16 protein-coding genes are annotated in these 15,247 nt (G+C 65.3%); 11 read left to right on the forward strand and 5 right to left on the reverse strand.

What is annotated here, in order from left to right; genetic code table 11:
• Nucleotides 1-114 precede the first annotated feature (114 nt).
• Nucleotides 115-1,206 carry a porin gene (locus tag AC1RMD_RS18965; protein ID WP_492928268.1) on the forward strand — a complete coding sequence of 364 codons (1,092 nt, stop codon included), beginning with the start codon at nucleotides 115-117 and terminating at the stop codon, nucleotides 1,204-1,206.
• Nucleotides 1,207-1,305: 99 nt separating this feature from the next.
• Here the strand turns inward: AC1RMD_RS18965 and AC1RMD_RS18970 are convergent, their stop codons facing one another.
• Complete coding sequence (locus AC1RMD_RS18970; protein ID WP_492928269.1) at nucleotides 1,306-2,145, reverse strand: IclR family transcriptional regulator domain-containing protein; 840 nt, start codon at nucleotides 2,143-2,145, stop codon at nucleotides 1,306-1,308.
• A 135-nt stretch (nucleotides 2,146-2,280) separates the two neighbouring features.
• Here AC1RMD_RS18970 and AC1RMD_RS18975 point away from each other — a divergent pair, with 135 nt between their 5' ends.
• From AC1RMD_RS18975 to AC1RMD_RS19005, 7 genes are all read left to right on the forward strand, one after another.
• Complete coding sequence (locus tag AC1RMD_RS18975) at nucleotides 2,281-2,946, forward strand: 3-oxoacid CoA-transferase subunit A (RefSeq protein ID WP_492928271.1); 666 nt, start codon at nucleotides 2,281-2,283, stop codon at nucleotides 2,944-2,946.
• The gene (locus AC1RMD_RS18980) at nucleotides 2,943-3,587 is read left to right on the forward strand and encodes a CoA transferase subunit B (RefSeq protein ID WP_492928272.1); all 645 of its coding nucleotides are present in this window, start codon (nucleotides 2,943-2,945) and stop codon (nucleotides 3,585-3,587) included. The genes AC1RMD_RS18975 and AC1RMD_RS18980 overlap by 4 nt, the downstream gene beginning before the upstream one ends.
• 11 nt (nucleotides 3,588-3,598) lie before the next feature.
• A complete protein-coding gene (gene pcaF, locus AC1RMD_RS18985; RefSeq protein WP_492928274.1) occupies nucleotides 3,599-4,801 on the forward strand; it encodes a 3-oxoadipyl-CoA thiolase in 1,203 nt (400 codons plus the stop codon).
• Nucleotides 4,802-4,870: 69 nt separating this feature from the next.
• Nucleotides 4,871-5,737 (forward strand): branched-chain amino acid ABC transporter permease, encoded by an 867-nt coding sequence (locus AC1RMD_RS18990; protein WP_492928276.1) that lies wholly within the window; start codon nucleotides 4,871-4,873, stop codon nucleotides 5,735-5,737.
• Between the two features lie 59 nt (nucleotides 5,738-5,796).
• Nucleotides 5,797-6,768, forward strand: coding sequence for a branched-chain amino acid ABC transporter permease (locus AC1RMD_RS18995; RefSeq protein WP_492928519.1), 972 nt, complete (start codon nucleotides 5,797-5,799; stop codon nucleotides 6,766-6,768).
• Complete coding sequence (locus tag AC1RMD_RS19000) at nucleotides 6,765-7,523, forward strand: ABC transporter ATP-binding protein (RefSeq protein WP_492928278.1); 759 nt, start codon at nucleotides 6,765-6,767, stop codon at nucleotides 7,521-7,523. The genes AC1RMD_RS18995 and AC1RMD_RS19000 overlap by 4 nt, the downstream gene beginning before the upstream one ends.
• Nucleotides 7,516-8,217, forward strand: coding sequence for an ABC transporter ATP-binding protein (locus tag AC1RMD_RS19005; RefSeq protein ID WP_492928280.1), 702 nt, complete (start codon nucleotides 7,516-7,518; stop codon nucleotides 8,215-8,217). Before AC1RMD_RS19000 ends, AC1RMD_RS19005 begins: the two co-directional genes overlap by 8 nt.
• A 6-nt stretch (nucleotides 8,218-8,223) precedes the next feature.
• Here the strand turns inward: AC1RMD_RS19005 and AC1RMD_RS19010 are convergent, their stop codons facing one another.
• Nucleotides 8,224-8,685, reverse strand: coding sequence for a cache domain-containing protein (locus tag AC1RMD_RS19010; protein WP_492928281.1), 462 nt, complete (start codon nucleotides 8,683-8,685; stop codon nucleotides 8,224-8,226).
• 44 nt (nucleotides 8,686-8,729) lie between these two features.
• Nucleotides 8,730-9,224 carry a MarR family winged helix-turn-helix transcriptional regulator gene (locus tag AC1RMD_RS19015; protein WP_492928283.1) on the reverse strand — a complete coding sequence of 165 codons (495 nt, stop codon included), beginning with the start codon at nucleotides 9,222-9,224 and terminating at the stop codon, nucleotides 8,730-8,732.
• A gap of 140 nt (nucleotides 9,225-9,364) precedes the next feature.
• Here AC1RMD_RS19015 and AC1RMD_RS19020 point away from each other — a divergent pair, with 140 nt between their 5' ends.
• From AC1RMD_RS19020 to AC1RMD_RS19030, 3 genes are read left to right on the forward strand one after another with little or no spacing between them, the layout of a single operon-like run.
• Complete coding sequence (locus tag AC1RMD_RS19020) at nucleotides 9,365-10,396, forward strand: aromatic ring-hydroxylating dioxygenase subunit alpha (protein WP_492928285.1); 1,032 nt, start codon at nucleotides 9,365-9,367, stop codon at nucleotides 10,394-10,396.
• Nucleotides 10,393-11,358 (forward strand): PDR/VanB family oxidoreductase, encoded by a 966-nt coding sequence (locus AC1RMD_RS19025; RefSeq protein WP_492928287.1) that lies wholly within the window; start codon nucleotides 10,393-10,395, stop codon nucleotides 11,356-11,358. The genes AC1RMD_RS19020 and AC1RMD_RS19025 overlap by 4 nt, the downstream gene beginning before the upstream one ends.
• A gap of 26 nt (nucleotides 11,359-11,384) precedes the next feature.
• A complete protein-coding gene (locus tag AC1RMD_RS19030; RefSeq protein ID WP_492928289.1) occupies nucleotides 11,385-12,572 on the forward strand; it encodes an ABC transporter substrate-binding protein in 1,188 nt (395 codons plus the stop codon).
• Nucleotides 12,573-12,580: 8 nt separating this feature from the next.
• On the opposite strand, the gene pcaCD is transcribed toward AC1RMD_RS19030, so the two are convergent.
• Entirely contained in the window at nucleotides 12,581-13,843 is a 1,263-nt protein-coding gene (gene pcaCD / locus AC1RMD_RS19035; protein ID WP_492928291.1) for a bifunctional 4-carboxymuconolactone decarboxylase/3-oxoadipate enol-lactonase PcaCD, read from the reverse strand.
• Nucleotides 13,840-15,243 carry a 3-carboxy-cis,cis-muconate cycloisomerase gene (pcaB, locus tag AC1RMD_RS19040; protein ID WP_492928293.1) on the reverse strand — a complete coding sequence of 468 codons (1,404 nt, stop codon included), beginning with the start codon at nucleotides 15,241-15,243 and terminating at the stop codon, nucleotides 13,840-13,842. Before pcaB ends, pcaCD begins: the two co-directional genes overlap by 4 nt.
• Nucleotides 15,244-15,247 lie beyond the last annotated feature (4 nt).

Genomic DNA, 15,247 nt, shown 5'->3' on the forward strand with positions numbered 1-15,247 from the left:
TGATTGACAGCGCATCGCTTCCTGCATAGTATCCAATCTATGTGCGATTAACAACCTATTGTTCGCTAATCGCACATCTTAAAACAACGTAGTCAATAACAACAGGAGACTGGAATGAAGAACGCAATCCGATGCGCTGCGGCGCTGCTGGCTGGGGTCAGCGCATCCGGCGCCATGGCGCAAAGCAGTGTCACGGTGTACGGCCTTGTCGATACAGGCCTGGTTTATACGACCAACGCCAATGCCGCCGGCGCCAGCATCACCAAGATGCCGTCGCTGACCGGTTCCTTCCCTTCGCGCCTGGGCTTCCGCGGCAGCGAGGACCTGGGCGACGGCTTGCAGGCCGTGTTCACGCTGGAGATGGGACTGTCGATGGACACCGGCGCCATGGGCCAGGGCAACCGCCTGTTCGGTCGCCAGGCCTCGGTGGGATTGAAGGGCGCATTTGGCACGGTAACGTTGGGCCGCCAGGTCAACATGACTTATCTCGCCTCGATGAAGGGCGACGTGCTTGGACCTAACTTGTTCGCGATCGGCAGCATCGATGCCTATCTGCCGAACGCGCGCAGCGACAACGCCATCGGCTACCTGGGCAACTTCAATAACTTCGTGGTCGGCGCCACCTACAGCACCGGACGTGATTCGTCGGCTGCCGGTGGACCAGCCGCCACCGGCTGCCCTGGCGAAGTGGCGGGCAATTCCAAGGCCTGCCGCCAGATCACCGGCATGGTCGGCTACGAGACCCCGGAATATGGCCTGAACACCTCCTACGACATCTTGTACGGTAACGTCGGCGCGGGCGGTGGCCTGACCAGCAGCGACAATAGCGACAAGCGCATCACCGTCAATGGCTATGCCAAGGTGGGCGTGGCCAAGATCGGCGGCGGCATCGTCGACCGCACCACGCGCGCGGTCACCGGCGTGACCGAATCGGATCTGTACTTCCTGGGTGTGAGCTATCCGGTCACGCCGCTGTCGACGCTGGATGTGCAGGTGGCGCGCCGCGATACCAAGAACAGCAGCTCGGACGTAAATATGGTGGTGGCCCGCGTGACCTACCACCTGTCGAAGCGCACCGCCGTGTATGGAGCGCTGGGCCGCATGAAGAACTCCGGCGCATCGGCAGTGGCGTTGGACGCCGGCGGCACCGTGGGCGCGGGCCTGACGCAGAGCGGCGTCATGACCGGCCTGCGCCACAGTTTCTAAAGAAGACGTTTCAAAATGAGCGTGGCTAGGCGCGGCGCCGAAGACAGTGCGCTAGCACGGCAAGGCGGCGCAACGACGCCACGGTCATTTTGAACGGCTTCAGGGTAGGAGTATCGAGAGTTCCTGGGCTCCGCGCAGTAACACGGGCAGGAACTCTTTTTCCAGCTGCTTGACGCTGACGCGCGAGGCTTGCGCGCCCACGTTCAGCGCCGCCAGCACCGTGCCGGATGCGCCGCGCACCGGCACCGCGATCGAGCGCAATCCCAATTCCAGTTCCTCGTCGTTGATGGCGTAGCCGGCCTGGCGCACGCCGGCCAGGATCTCGCGCAGGCGCTTCTGGTTGACCACCGTGTTTTCCGTCATCGGCCGCAGCGCGGTGCGGGCCAGGTACTGGTCCAGTTCCGCCGGCGGCAGGTGCGCCAGCATCACGCGGCCCAGCGAGGTGCAGTAGGCGGGCAGGCGGCTGCCGGTGTTGAGCGCCACCGACATCACGCGGGAAGTGGCGGCGCGCGCCACGTAGAGTACTTCGTCGTCGTCCAGCACCGCCAGCGAGCTCGATTCGTTCAGCGTACGGCTGATGTTGTTCAGGTAGGGCTGGGCCGACACCGTCAGCGGCGTAGAAGACAGGTAGGAATACCCCAGCGTCAGCACCTTGGGGCGCAGCGAAAAATTGTTGAGCTCCGCGTCCACATAACCCAGCTCACGCAGCGTGTGCAGGCAGCGCCGCACGGCGGCGCGCGGAATGCCGGTCTTCTGGCTGATGTTGGCGATGGTCTGCGGCTTGCGCGAATCGCTGAAGGCGCGCACCACGGCCAGGCCGCGCGCGAGCGAAGTCATGAAACTGGGATCGGTCAGGGCGTCGATCTGTTCGGAGATGCTTGGTTCGCGCTCCGGCTCAGCCTCGGCGACGCTGGTTTTGGGTTTGGTGGTCTTGGACATGGCGTGATTTTAATGCAGTAGGCAAGTTCGATAGGTGTTTTTTTGTTGACCGTGGCGCGATTACGTTGCTACACTGAGTGTGCGGTAATCAATCATTAGTTCGATTATCGCACACTGAACTTAAAGGGCAGTCATATGATCGACAAAACATTTGCATCACTGGAGAGCGCCGTGGCTGACATCCACGACGGCGCGACGGTCATGATCGGCGGCTTCGGCAACGCCGGCATGCCGTCCGCGCTGATCGACGCGTTGATCGCGCAGGGCGCGCGCGACCTCACCATCGTCAACAACAACGCCGGCAACGGCGAAACGGGACTGGCCGCGCTGCTCAAGGCCAAGCGGGTGCGCAAGATCATCTGCTCCTTCCCACGCCAGGCCGACTCCCATCATTTCGACGCGCTATACCGCGCCGGCGAGATCGAGCTGGAATTGACCCCGCAAGGCAACCTGGCCGAACGCATTCGCGCCGCCGGCGCCGGCATCGGCGGCTTCTTCTCGCCGACCGGCTACGGCACGCTGCTGGCCGAGGGTAAGGAGACGCGCCTGATCGACGGCCGCCACTATGTGCTGGAATCGCCGATCCATGCGGACTTCGCGTTGATCAAGGCGCTGCGCGGCGACCGCTGGGGCAACCTGGTGTACCGCAAGACGGCGCGCAACTTCGGCCCGATCATGGCGATGGCGGCCAAGACCACCATCGCCCAGGTGCGGCAGGTGGTGGCGCTGGGCGAGCTCGATCCGGAAGCGATCATCACCCCCGGCATCTTTGTCCAGCGCGTAGTGAAGGAGGCGGCATGACCAACAAATACACCCGCGACCAGATGGCGGCTCGCGTGGCACAGGATATTCCCGAAGGCGCTTACGTCAATCTCGGCATCGGCCTGCCGACCAAGGTGGCAGATCATCTGCCGGCCGAGCGTGAAGTGTTCCTGCACAGCGAGAACGGCCTGCTGGGCATGGGCCCGGCGCCGGCTCCCGGTGAGGAGGATGAGGACCTGATCAACGCCGGCAAGCAGCCGGTGACGCTGTTGACGGGCGGCGCCTACTTCCATCACGGCGATTCCTTCGCCATGATGCGCGGTGGTCACCTGGATGTATGCGTGCTGGGCGCCTTCCAGGTGGCGGCCAACGGCGACCTGGCCAACTGGCACACCGGCGCGCCGGACGCGATACCGGCTGTCGGCGGCGCGATGGATCTGGCGATCGGCGCCAAGCAGGTGTTCGTCATGATGGAACACCAGACCAAGACCGGCGAAAGCAAAATCGTCAGCCAGTGCAGCTATCCGCTGACGGGCGTGGCCTGCGTCAACCGCATCTACACCGACCTGGCCGTGCTGGACGTGACGCCGGCCGGCCTGGCGGTGCGCGAGATGGCGCCGGGTTTGAGTTTTGAAGAGCTGCAAGCCGCCACCGGCGCGCCTTTGCTGCCGCTGAAATAAGAGGAGACAATATGAACGAAGCATATATCTGCGACGCGGTGCGCACTCCGATCGGTCGCTACGGCGGTGCGCTGAAGGACGTGCGCGCCGACGACCTGGGCGCCGTGCCGCTGCGGGAACTGATGCGCCGCAATCCCGACGTGCAGTGGGATCAGGTGGATGACGTGATCTACGGCTGCGCCAACCAGGCCGGCGAAGACAATCGCAACGTGGCGCGCATGTCGGCGCTGCTGGCCGGACTGCCGCAGGAGGTGCCGGGTTCCACCGTCAACCGCCTGTGCGGCTCCGGCATGGACGCCATCGGCACGGCGGCGCGGGCGATCCAGGCGGGCGACGCCTGCCTGATGATCGCCGGCGGCGTGGAGTCGATGACGCGCGCGCCTTTCGTCATGGGCAAGCCGGATGCAGCGTTCTCGCGCAACGCGTCGTTGCAGGACACGACGATGGGGTGGCGTTTCATCAACAAGGCGCTGAAGGAAGCCTACGGCGTCGAGACCATGCCGGAGACGGCGGAGAATGTCGCCCAGGATTATGGCGTCAGCCGTGCCGACCAGGATGCGTTTGCGCTGGCAAGCCAGAACAAGACCGCCATCGCCATCGCCGAAGGCATCTTCGCGCGCGAGATCGTGCCGGTGTCGCTGCCGCAGCGGAAAGGCGATCCTCTGGTGTTCGCGCAGGACGAGCATCCGCGCGCCACCACCATCGAGGCGCTGGCCAAGCTGAAAGGCGTGGTGCGGCCCGAGGGCGGCGTCACCGCCGGCAATGCTTCCGGCATCAACGACGGCGCCTGCGCGCTGCTGATCGCCAGCGGCGATGCGGCCAAGCGACACGGCCTGAAACCGCTGGCGCGCATCGTCGGCATGGCGACGGCCGGCGTGGCACCGCGCGTGATGGGCATAGGCCCGGTGCCGGCGGTGCAGAAGCTGCTGCGCCAGACCGGCCTGGCGCTGGAACAGATGGACGTCATCGAACTGAATGAAGCCTTCGCCGCACAGGGGCTGGCCGTGCTGCGCCAGCTCGGCCTGCGGGACGACGATGCGCGCGTCAATCCCAACGGCGGCGCCATCGCGCTGGGCCATCCGCTGGGCATGAGCGGCGCGCGCCTGGTCACCACCGCGACCTATCAGTTGCATCGCAGCGGCGGCCGCTATGCGCTGTGCACCATGTGCATAGGCGTGGGGCAGGGCATTGCGATGATTATCGAAAGAGTGTGATTCAATGTGGTTTGTAGAGTAGTAGTGGAGACAAAAAATGTATAAAACAATTCAAACGAGGAGGCGGATATGCTAGCCAATTTCGCCGGTGTGCTGTTTGACGGCATTGCCTACGGCAGCTTGCTGTTCCTCATCAGCGTCGGCCTGTCGGTCACGATGGGGATGATGAACTTCATAAACCTGGCCCATGGCGCCTTTGCCATGTTGGGCGGCTACGTCAGCGTGACGGTGCTGTCGCGGCTCGGCGTGCCGTTCCTGGCCTCGCTGCCGCTGGCCTTCCTGGCCTCCGCCGCGGCCGGGCTGGTGCTGGAGCGGCTGCTGTACCGTCGTCTTTACCAGGCCAGCCATCTGGACCAGGTGCTGTTCTCGATCGGCCTGACCTTCATGTCGGTGGCCGGTGCGACCTGGCTGTTTGGCCCGTCGCAGCAGCCGGTCACGCTGCCGGACTGGCTACGCGGGCAGGTATCGCTGCTGGGACTGGAGGTCGGCGCCTATCGCCTGTTCCTGATCGGCGTGGTGGTACTGGTCACGCTGGCGTTGGGACTGCTGATCGAACGCACCCGTTTCGGCGCGCAGATCCGCGCCTCGGTGGACAATCAAACGGCGTCCGCCGGCTTGGGCATTAATGTCGGCCTGGTGTTCAGCCTGACCTTTGCATTGGGCTCCGGCCTGGCCGGCCTGGGCGGAGGCCTGGGCATCGACGTGCTGGGCCTGGATCCGACCTTCCCGATCAAGTACATGGTCTACTTCCTGCTGGTGGTCGCCGTGGGCGGCGCCGGCACCATCAAGGGGCCGCTGCTGGCGGCGCTGATACTGGGCGTGTTCGACGTGGCGGGAAAATACTACGTGCCGCAGATTGGCGCCTTCGTCATCTATGGCCTGATGGTGGTGCTGCTGATCCTGTTCCCCGCAGGCCTGATCAGGAGGAAAGCATGAACGCCTTCGCCGACGCTGAAGTCAAACCGGCGCCCGTCGCCGTCAACAAGGTGCAGAGCATGAGCCTACCCCGTTTGCCCGACGACCGCTGGTCGCCGCTGGAAATCGCCTTCTGGCTGCTGCCGGTGGCCGCGTATTTCGCCTTCCCCGGCTATCTGGTCCTGATCAGCCAGATCATGATCATCGGCCTGTTCGCGCTGTCGCTGGACCTGATGCTGGGCTATGCCGGCATCGTCTCGCTGGGTCATGCCGCCTTCTTCGGCCTGGGCGCCTACACGGCCGGGCTGCTGTCGGTGCACGGCTGGAGCGAGCCGTTTAGCGGCCTGCTGGCCGGCGCCGTGGTGGCTGGCCTGTTCGGATTCGTCATGTCCTTCCTGGTGGTGCGCGGCCAGGACTTGACGCGACTGATGGTTACGCTGGGCATAGGTTTGATGCTGTTCGAGGCGGCCAACAAGGCCTCCTTCCTCACGGGCGGCGTCGATGGCTTGTCCGGCATGATGGTCGGTAAATTGTTCGGCGCCTTCGAGTTCGACTTGAACGGCAACGTAGCCTACTGCTACAGCTTCGCCGTGCTGTTCATCGTGTTCGTGGTGCTGCGCCGGGTGGTGAAGTCGCCGTTCGGTTTGAGTCTGGTCGGCATCCGCGAGGGCGTGCGCCGCATGCCTGCGCTGGGCGTGGACGTCAACCGTCGCCTGGTGGCCGTGTTTACCTTGGCCGCCACGGTGGCCGGCCTGGCGGGCGCTCTGCTGGCGCAGACCACGCAGTTCGTCGGGCTGGATTCGTTGGGCTTCCCACGTTCGGCCGAGTTGTTGATCATGCTGGTGCTGGGCGGGACGGGCCGTTTGTACGGCGCGCTGGTCGGCGCCGCCGTGTTCATGGTGGCCCAGGATTACATCGCCGGCCTGAATCCGGCTTACTGGCAGTTTTATATCGGCCTGCTGCTGATGGTGATCGTGCTGTTCGCGCGCGGCGGCATCCTGGGCGGGCTGGAAAAAGTGGCGTCGCGTTTCAAACGGAAGGAGCAGGCATGAGCCAGGACATTACACTGCGCACCGAAGGCTTGACCAAGCGTTGGGGCCCTTTCGTCGCCAACAGCGATGTGAGCCTGACCTTCGAACCCGGCGCGCGCCACGCGCTGATCGGCCCCAATGGCGCCGGCAAGACCACCTTCATCAACCTGCTGACGGGTGGCTTCATGCCCAGCAGCGGCAAGGTCTACCTGGGCGGCGAGGACATCACGCATTTGCCGCAGCACCAGCGGGTACGGCGCGGCATGACGCGCACCTTCCAGCTCAACACCCTGTTCGCCGGCATGACGGTGCTGGAATCGGTGGCGCTGGCGATCTGCGAGCGGCGCGGCCTGCAATCGGTCTGGTACAAGACGGTGGCAAAGCATGCGGACGTGATCGACGAGGCGATGGCCTTGCTGGCCACGCTCAAGCTCACCGACCAGGCCAACAGCGTCACGCGCAGCATGGCTTACGGTAAGCAGCGACTGGTGGAAATCGCACTGGCGCTGGCCACCAAGCCGCGCATCCTGCTGCTGGACGAACCGGCCGCCGGCATCCCGCAAGCGGAGAGCAAGGAGCTGTTCGAGGTGCTGACGCAGCTGCCGCGCGACGTCACGGTGCTGTTCATCGAACACGATATGGGACTGGTGTTCCGCTTCGCCGACCGCATCACGGTGCTGGTCGGCGGCAAAGTGCTGACCGAGGGTACGCCGGCGGAGATCGCTGCCGACCCGCGCGTCAAGGAAGTCTATCTGGGGGAGGCCGAACATGGCTGAATTACTGGCGCTCGATAAAGTCACCGCCGGCTATGGCGAGTCTATCGTGCTGGAAGACGTATCGTTCACGCTGAACGAAGGCGACAGCCTGGCGCTGTTGGGCCGCAACGGCGTCGGCAAAACCAGCCTGCTGGTGACGCTGATGGGATTAACGCGGTTGCACGGCGGCTGCATCCGCTGGGCCGGCAGCGACATCGGGCGCATGCCCACGCACCGGCGCTCGCGCGCGGGCCTGGGATGGGTGCCGCAGGAAAGGCATATGTTCCCTTCGCTGACGGTGGAGGAGCATCTGACGGTGGTGGCGCGACCCGGCCCCTGGAACCTGCAAAAGGTCTACGAGATCTTCCCGCGCCTGCACGAGCGCCGCGCCAACATGGGCAACCAGTTGTCGGGCGGCGAGCAGCAGATGGTGGCGATTGCGCGCGCGCTGATGACCAATCCGCGCATCCTGCTGCTGGACGAACCGATGGAAGGCCTGGCGCCCATCATCGTGCAGGAGCTGGTGCGGGTGATACGCCGGCTGGTGAAGGAGGAGGGCATGTCGGTGATCGTGGTCGAGCAGCATGCGCGGTTGGCGTTGTCGTTGACGCAGCGCGCCATTGTGCTGGATCGCGGCCGCATCGTGCACGACTCGGACAGCGCCAGCCTGTTGGCCGACGGCGACAAGCTGGATCGCCTGGTCGCCGTGGCCTGACGTGTTTTATTTAGGCTTGTAGATGCCGGCGCCGACGGTGTATTTATCCTCGGCCTGGCGAATATACGAGGCCTTGTCTTCCAGCGCCTTGGTGACGGGATTGACCCAGACGTAATCGACCCACCCGGGTTTCTTCGACTGGGCGATATCCCGCATCTCCTGCACGAACTTCTTGCCGTTGGCGTCCTTCAGCTGCGACATGTCCTTGCCGTTCATCTTGGGCGTGGTGGCGTGGCAGACCATCATCATCTGTGCGTCCTGCACGAACACGTACAGGTCGCCCTGCATAAAGCCGCCCTTCGGATCGGCGAAGTCCTTGCACGCCTGTTCTATCCCTTTTTTCTGGATGTTCGCGACGGCCTTGTCGACCAGGGCGATGGCGTCGGCCTTGGTGGCGTTTTGCGCGAGGACGGGCAGGGCAGGCATAAGCAGCATGGCGGTCAGGCCGGCGATGGCATAGCGTTTCATTGGGTCTCCAGTTTTGATGATCGTGGCATTCAAGTGTGCCGCTATCAGCTTACCTCGCGCACGATTGCTGCGCCATCCGTGAGCGGTGCGCGGCTTTGCTCGTTGTTTTCCCGCACAAGCTTGGTCAGCAGCGCCATGAATTGCAGCTGTTCTGTGCTGGACAAGGGCGCGAGCAAACGGCGTCGCAAACGCTGGGATGCGGGTATCAGTTCGCTCAGCAGTTCTTCGCCTGCGCCGGTGATGGTGAGGGAGCGCTGGCGGCGATTGGTCGGGATCACGGTCCGTGTCAGCAGTCCCTTTTCCTCCAGCCGCGCGCAGACGGTGGCGCCGGTCGAGGTGTCGATGCCGCTGATGGCCGACAGCGATACCTGGTCGATGCCGGCGTGGCTTTCCAGGTTGCGCAGCATCGCGTACTGCACGGGGGTCAGCTCTTCGCCCATCTCATCGTAAAAAATCGACACCGAGATCTGTTGCGCGCGGCGCAGCAAGTGGCCGGGGTGTTCGTACAGGTTGATCAATTTGCTCTCTGTGTCTGGCATTGCATGGCCTCTGCGGTAGTCGCCGTTGCGGTGCAACGTAAAAAGAATTTGGTGGGGGCGTTTACTTTGCCGATTTACGGTCTATACTTTACAACATTCAGTGCACTGAATATGAGTCGAAAATCGAACAAGGAGACAAGATGTACCCAAAAAATACCTGGTACGTGGCCTGCACGCCGGATGAAATCGACGCCAAGCCGCTGGGGCGGCAGATTTGCGGCGAAAAGATCGTGTTTTATCGCGGCGCGGAGGGCAAGGTGGCTGCGGTGGAGGATTTTTGCCCGCACCGCGGCGCGCCACTATCGCTGGGCTTCGTCCGCGACGGCCAACTGGTATGCGGCTACCACGGCCTGGAGATGGGCTGCGACGGCAAGGTGATCAGCATGCCGGGCCAGCGCGTGCGCGGCTTCCCTTGCATCCGCAGCTATCCGGTGGAGGAGCGCTACGGCTTTATCTGGGTCTGGACCGGCGATCGCGAACTGGCCGATCCGGCGTTGATCCATCATCTGGAGTGGGCCGACAATCCTGCCTGGGCCTACGGCGGCGGCCTGTATCACATCAACTGCGAATACCGGCTGATGATCGACAACCTGATGGACCTGACGCACGAGACCTATGTGCACGCGTCGAGCATCGGCCAGAAGGAGATCGACGAAGCGCCGGTCAGCACGCGGGTTGAAGGCGAGGAGGTGATCACCAGCCGCTACATGGAGAACATCATGGCGCCGCCGTTCTGGCGCGCGGCCTTGCGCGGCAACGGCCTGGCCGACGACGTGCCGGTGGATCGCTGGCAGATCTGCCGCTTCACGGCGCCCAGCCATGTAATGATCGAAGTCGGCGTGGCGCACGCGGGCAAGGGCGGCTACGACGCCGCGCCGGAGCACAAGGCTTCCAGCATCGTCGTCGATTTCATTACGCCGGAAAGCGAAACCTCGCACTGGTACTTCTGGGGCATGGCGCGCAACTTCAAGCCGGACGACAAGGAACTGACCGACACCATACGTAGCGGCCAGGGCAAGATCTTCGGGGAAGACCGGGAGATGCTGGAGCTACAGCAGGCCAACATCCTGCGCCATCCCGACCGCAAGCTGCTGATGCTGAATATCGACGCCGGCGGCGTGCAGTCGCGCCGCGTGCTGGATCAGTGGCTGGAGAAGGAGCAGCGCGCATGAGTACCGGATTGCTGCAAGTGCGGGTAGAGCGCCGCCATGTGGAGGCTGAGGATATCTGCAGCTATGAACTGGTCAGCGCGGACGGCGCGCCGCTGCCGCCTTTCACGGCGGGCGCCCACATCGACGTTCACGTTGGCGCTGGCCTGGTGCGGCAGTACTCGCTGTGCAATCCGCCACGGGAACAGCACCGCTATCTGATCGGCGTGCTGCGCGATCCATCGTCGCGTGGCGGCTCAAAGGCCATGCACGAGGAGGTGCTGGCCGGCGCTACGCTCAGCATCAGCGCGCCGAAGAATCACTTCCCGCTGGCTGACGCGGAGCGTAGCCTGCTGCTGGCGGGCGGCATCGGCGTCACCCCCATTTTGGCGATGGCGGAAGCTCTGTCGGCTCGCGGCGCTGCGTTTGAGATGCACTACTGCGCTCGTTCGCCCGAACGCACCGCGTTCCGCCAGCGCATCGCCGCTGCGCCGTTTGCGCCGCAGGTGCACTTCCACTACGACAGCGGCGACGCCGCGCAGAAGCTGGACCTGCCCGCGCTGCTTGCGCAACTGGACCGCAAGACCCACATCTACCTGTGCGGCCCGGCTGGGTTCATCGACTACGTCAAGGCCACCGTCAAGGCGCAGCACTGGCCGCCGGAGCAGCTGCATCTCGAATATTTCGGCGCCTCCGCCACGCCGGCCGCCGGCGGCGACCTGCCGTTCGAGGTGAAGCTGGCCTCCAGCGGCAAGGTTTACGCCATCCCCGCCGACAGCACCGTGCTGCGGGTGCTGACCGATGCCGGAGTGTTCATACCCGCCTCGTGCGAGCAGGGCGTATGCGGCACCTGCCTGACGCGCGTGCTGGACGGCGTGCCGGACCACCGCGACCTGTACCTGGACGAATCGGAACAAGCCGCCAATAACCAGTTCACCCCTTGTTGTTCACGTTCCAAAACCGGCACGCTGCTGCTGGATCTATAGATAAACATAAAAACGAAGGAGACACCATGCCAGGCCATATCAATTCCCAACGCCGCCAGTTGTTGCTGGGCGCCGCCGCCTTGTCGGCGGGCGTTCTGCCCAACGTCGCCGCGGCCGCCGCCGAGCCGCTGAAAGTCGGTTTGATCGTGCCGATGTCCGGCCCGTTCGCATCCACCGGCCGCCAGATCGAGGCGGCGGTAAAACTGTACATGCGGCAGAACGGCGCCAGCGTGGCCGGCCGCCAGATCGAGATCATCCTCAAGGACGACGGCGGCGTGGCCCCGGACGTGACCAAGCGGCTGGCGCAGGAACTGGTCTCGCGCGACAAGGTGCAGGTGCTGGCCGGCTTCGGCCTGACACCGCTGGCCTTCGCCGCCGCGCCGGTCGCCACCCAGGCCAAGGTGCCGATGATCGTGATGGCCGCCGCCGCGTCGGCGGTGCCGCAACGCTCTCCGTATATCGTGCGCACCGGCTTCACGCTGGCGCAGGTCACGGCGCCGATGGCGCAATGGGCGGCAAAGAACAAGATCAAAAGCGCGGTGACGCTGGTCAGCGACTACGGCCCGGGGCTGGATGCGGAAAAGGTGTTCGTCAAAGGTTTGCTTGAAGGCGGCGGCAAGGTGGTCGACAGCCTGCGCGCGCCGCTGCGCAACCCGGACTATGCGCCGTTCCTGGCGCGGGTGCGGGACTTGAAGCCGGATGCGCTGTTCGTGTTTGTGCCGTCGGGCGAAGGCGCGGCGGTGCTCAAGCAGTTCACAGAACGCGGCCTGGCCGCCGCCGGCATACGGCTGATCTGCACCGGCGATGTGCTGGACGACGACCTGATGGCCAGCATCGGCCCGGCCGCGGCAGGTGTGGTCAGCAGCCATCACTATTCGGCTGCCCATCCGTCGGCCGAGAACAAGGCGTATGTGGAAGCCTTCGGCAAGGCCAACCCGGGCATGCGGCCCAACTTCCATTCGGTCGGCGCCTACGACGGCATGCACCTGCTGTACCAGGCGCTCAGGCAGACCAACGGCGACAGCGACGGCGACAAGCTGCTGGCGGCGATGAAGGGCATGGCCTGGACCAGCGTGCGCGGCCCGGTCAGCATCGATGCCGTCAGCCGCGACATCGTGCAGACCGTGTACATCCGCAAGGCCGAAGCCAGCGCCGGCTCGTTCTACAACATCGAGTTCGACCAGGCCGACAAGGTGCGCGACCCGGGCGTGTAGCGCAGGAACTACAAGCCGGCGATGAAGCCGGCGACGGCCGACGCGAACAGCGCCGGCTGTTCGACCGCGCCCAGGTGCGACGCGCTGGGCAGTACGGCCAGCGTGGCGCCCTGGATGGCTTGTTGTAGCGTTTCCGACATGCCGATCGGCGTACCCTGGTCCAGCTCACCGGCGATGACCAGCGTCGGTACGGTGATGGCGCCCAGTCGCTCCGTGGTGTCGATCGTGCCGACCGCGTTGCAGCAGCCGATGTAGCCAGTGATGTCCGTGCTGAGCAACCGGCGGCGGAAGCGCGCCACCGTAGCGGCATGGTCGGCGCGGAAGGCGTCGTGGAAGTAGCGGCCCATCACCGCGTCGGCAATCGCCGCGATGCCTTGTTCGCGCACGGTGACGATGCGCTGCTGCCAGGCTTCGCGCGCGGCTTCGGGATAGCGGGACGTCGTATTGCCCAGCACCAGGGCGCGTACCAGCGATGGATGGCGCAGGGCCAGCTCCTGGCCCACCATGCCGCCCATCGACAGACCCACCCACACCACCGGCCCGGTATCGAGTTCGCGCAGCAGCGCTGCGGCGTCGTCGGCCAGGTCGGCCATGCTGTACAGGCCTTGCGGTGCTGCCGAGTCGCCGTGGCCGCGATGGTCGTAGGCGATCACGCGGCAGTCGGCGGCCAGCTGATTGGCCAGGCCGTCCCACATCGTCAGGTCGCAGCCCAGGGCGTGGCTCAGCACCACCGTGTGGCGCGGAGCCTTGCCGTTGCGGGGCTCGCGCACCGTGTAGTGCAGCGCAGGTTGGCCGGCGCTGCGGCCCTCGCGGCCAACCCCGGGATGGCTCGCCGCGGCCGGCGCCATTGGCTCCAGCGTGTAGCCGATCTCCGGCCCGACTTCGCGCAGGATCGCCATCGCATGGACGAAGGCGGTGTTGGCGGCCGGGACGCCGGCGTAGATCGCCGACTGCATCAGTACTTCCTTCAGTTCATCCGGCGACAAGCGGTTGGCCGCATCGCCCACCAGTGCGGCGCGGGTGTGCAGCTCGAATTCCTCCCAGCGGCCCAGCGCGATGGTGGTGGCGAGGACCATTGCCCGGCGCGTCTTCTGCTCCAGGCCGGGCCGGCCCCAGATGTCGTTCCACGCAAAGCGCGTGATCATGTTCTGGAACTCGCCGTTAAAGCTATTGGCGTTGGCGAGGGACTTGTCCACCCAGGCGTCGCCGAGGATGGCGCGGCGGTTGTTCAGTCCACGCTCGAAATCGTGGTCGATGGGATCGAAGCTCATGCGGATGTCCTGTGATGGAATGGGGTGGAGTTCAGTGCGGCGATATCCTTGCGCAGCGCTTGCAGCTGCTGCAGCGCCAGGCGCTGGGCCGGTCCGGCGGCGGTGGCCGGATCGAATAGCGAAGCCAGCGCGGCCGGGTCGACCTGCTGGCGTAGCTGCTCGTCGGCCTGCACCGCGTCGGCCAGCACCTCGGCCAGATTGCGTCCGCTGGACAGCGCCTCGGCGCTCATTTCTTCCAACAGGCTGTGGGCCGCCGGACGGCCGATGGCGGCCGCCAGCCAGGCCGATGCCGCTTCGGCAAACACCAAACCCTGCAAGGCGTCGATATTGCGCAGCATGCGCGCCGGATCGACTTGCAGGCCGGCGAAGGCGTCGTTCAGCGCCTGCAATGCGCCGTGCGCGCTGAGGAACAGGCCCGGCCATTCGGCGAGTTCGGCCTGCCAGTTTCCCAGGCCTCGTTCGTGCTGCTGTCCCATGCTGGCCAGCAGCGCTGCGGCGTGCTGCGGCGCGCGCGTGGCGGCGGCCAGTGCGATCATGGCCGATACCGGATTGCGCTTGTGCGGCATGGCGGATGAACCGCCACGGCCATTGCCGGACGGCTCGGCCAGTTCCGCGATTTCGCCTTGCGCCATCAGGCTGATGTCGGTGGCGATCTTGCCCATGCTGCCGGTCAGCACCGCCACTTCCAATCCGAGCCGCACCCACTCGTCACGTTGCGTGTGCCAGGCAGCATCTGCCAGCTTCAGGCCAAGATCAGTGGCCACCAGCGCCGCCACGGCAGCGCCTTGCTCGCCCATCACCGCCAGCGTGCCGACCGCGCCGCCCAGTTGCAGCTGCAACGCGCGCGCGGCGCACTCGCGCAAACGCGCGCGGGCCCGCACCAGCGGCGCCAGCCAGCCGGCGATCTTGAAACCGAGGCTGCTCACCTGTGCCGGTTGCATCAGCGTGCGGGCCAGCACCGGCGTTGCCGCATGCTGGTCCGCCAGTTGCAGCAGGCGTCCGGTCAGGTCGTGCAGGCCGTCGTCCAGCAGTTGCAGTGCGTCGCGCGTGGCCAGCACCATGGCGGTGTCGATCACATCCTGGCTGGTGCTGCCCCAATGGACGCGCGCGGCCGCCTCGGCGTCGTACAGCGCCACGGTGCGCGTCAGTTCACGCACCAGCGGAATGGCCAGGCTGCCGGCGCGCCGGCCGGCGCTGACGATGGCCGGGATGTCGTACAGCTGCGCGTTGCAGACGCCGGCGATGGCGCGCGCCGATTCCGGCGGCAGCATGCCTTGCTGGGCCTGGGCTTGCGCCAAGGCCTGCTCGAAACGCAGCATGGCCTGCACGATCGCGGCGTCGTCGAAGACGGCGATCATGTCCGGCGTGGTGAGAAAACTGTCGAAGATGGATACGCTCAAGAGA

This window comes from Duganella sp. GW822-FHT06D06 (assembly GCF_058799615.1).

Bases quoted from the DNA above. Each gene is read 5' to 3' on its own strand.
- AC1RMD_RS18990 (WP_492928276.1), top strand. From the start codon at position 4,871: ATGCTAGCCAATTTCGCCGGTGTGCTGTTTGACGGCATTGCCTACGGC.
- AC1RMD_RS19015 (WP_492928283.1), bottom strand. From the start codon at position 9,224: ATGCCAGACACAGAGAGCAAATTGATCAACCTGTACGAACACCCCGGC.
- pcaCD (WP_492928291.1), bottom strand. From the start codon at position 13,843: ATGAGCTTCGATCCCATCGACCACGATTTCGAGCGTGGACTGAACAAC.
- AC1RMD_RS18975 (WP_492928271.1), top strand. From the start codon at position 2,281: ATGATCGACAAAACATTTGCATCACTGGAGAGCGCCGTGGCTGACATC.
- AC1RMD_RS18980 (WP_492928272.1), top strand. From the start codon at position 2,943: ATGACCAACAAATACACCCGCGACCAGATGGCGGCTCGCGTGGCACAG.
- AC1RMD_RS19000 (WP_492928278.1), top strand. From the start codon at position 6,765: ATGAGCCAGGACATTACACTGCGCACCGAAGGCTTGACCAAGCGTTGG.
- AC1RMD_RS19020 (WP_492928285.1), top strand. From the start codon at position 9,365: ATGTACCCAAAAAATACCTGGTACGTGGCCTGCACGCCGGATGAAATC.
- AC1RMD_RS18970 (WP_492928269.1), bottom strand. From the start codon at position 2,145: ATGTCCAAGACCACCAAACCCAAAACCAGCGTCGCCGAGGCTGAGCCG.
- AC1RMD_RS19025 (WP_492928287.1), top strand. From the start codon at position 10,393: ATGAGTACCGGATTGCTGCAAGTGCGGGTAGAGCGCCGCCATGTGGAG.
- AC1RMD_RS18995 (WP_492928519.1), top strand. From the start codon at position 5,797: ATGAGCCTACCCCGTTTGCCCGACGACCGCTGGTCGCCGCTGGAAATC.
- AC1RMD_RS18965 (WP_492928268.1), top strand. From the start codon at position 115: ATGAAGAACGCAATCCGATGCGCTGCGGCGCTGCTGGCTGGGGTCAGC.
- AC1RMD_RS19005 (WP_492928280.1), top strand. From the start codon at position 7,516: ATGGCTGAATTACTGGCGCTCGATAAAGTCACCGCCGGCTATGGCGAG.
- AC1RMD_RS19010 (WP_492928281.1), bottom strand. From the start codon at position 8,685: ATGAAACGCTATGCCATCGCCGGCCTGACCGCCATGCTGCTTATGCCT.
- pcaF (WP_492928274.1), top strand. From the start codon at position 3,599: ATGAACGAAGCATATATCTGCGACGCGGTGCGCACTCCGATCGGTCGC.
- AC1RMD_RS19030 (WP_492928289.1), top strand. From the start codon at position 11,385: ATGCCAGGCCATATCAATTCCCAACGCCGCCAGTTGTTGCTGGGCGCC.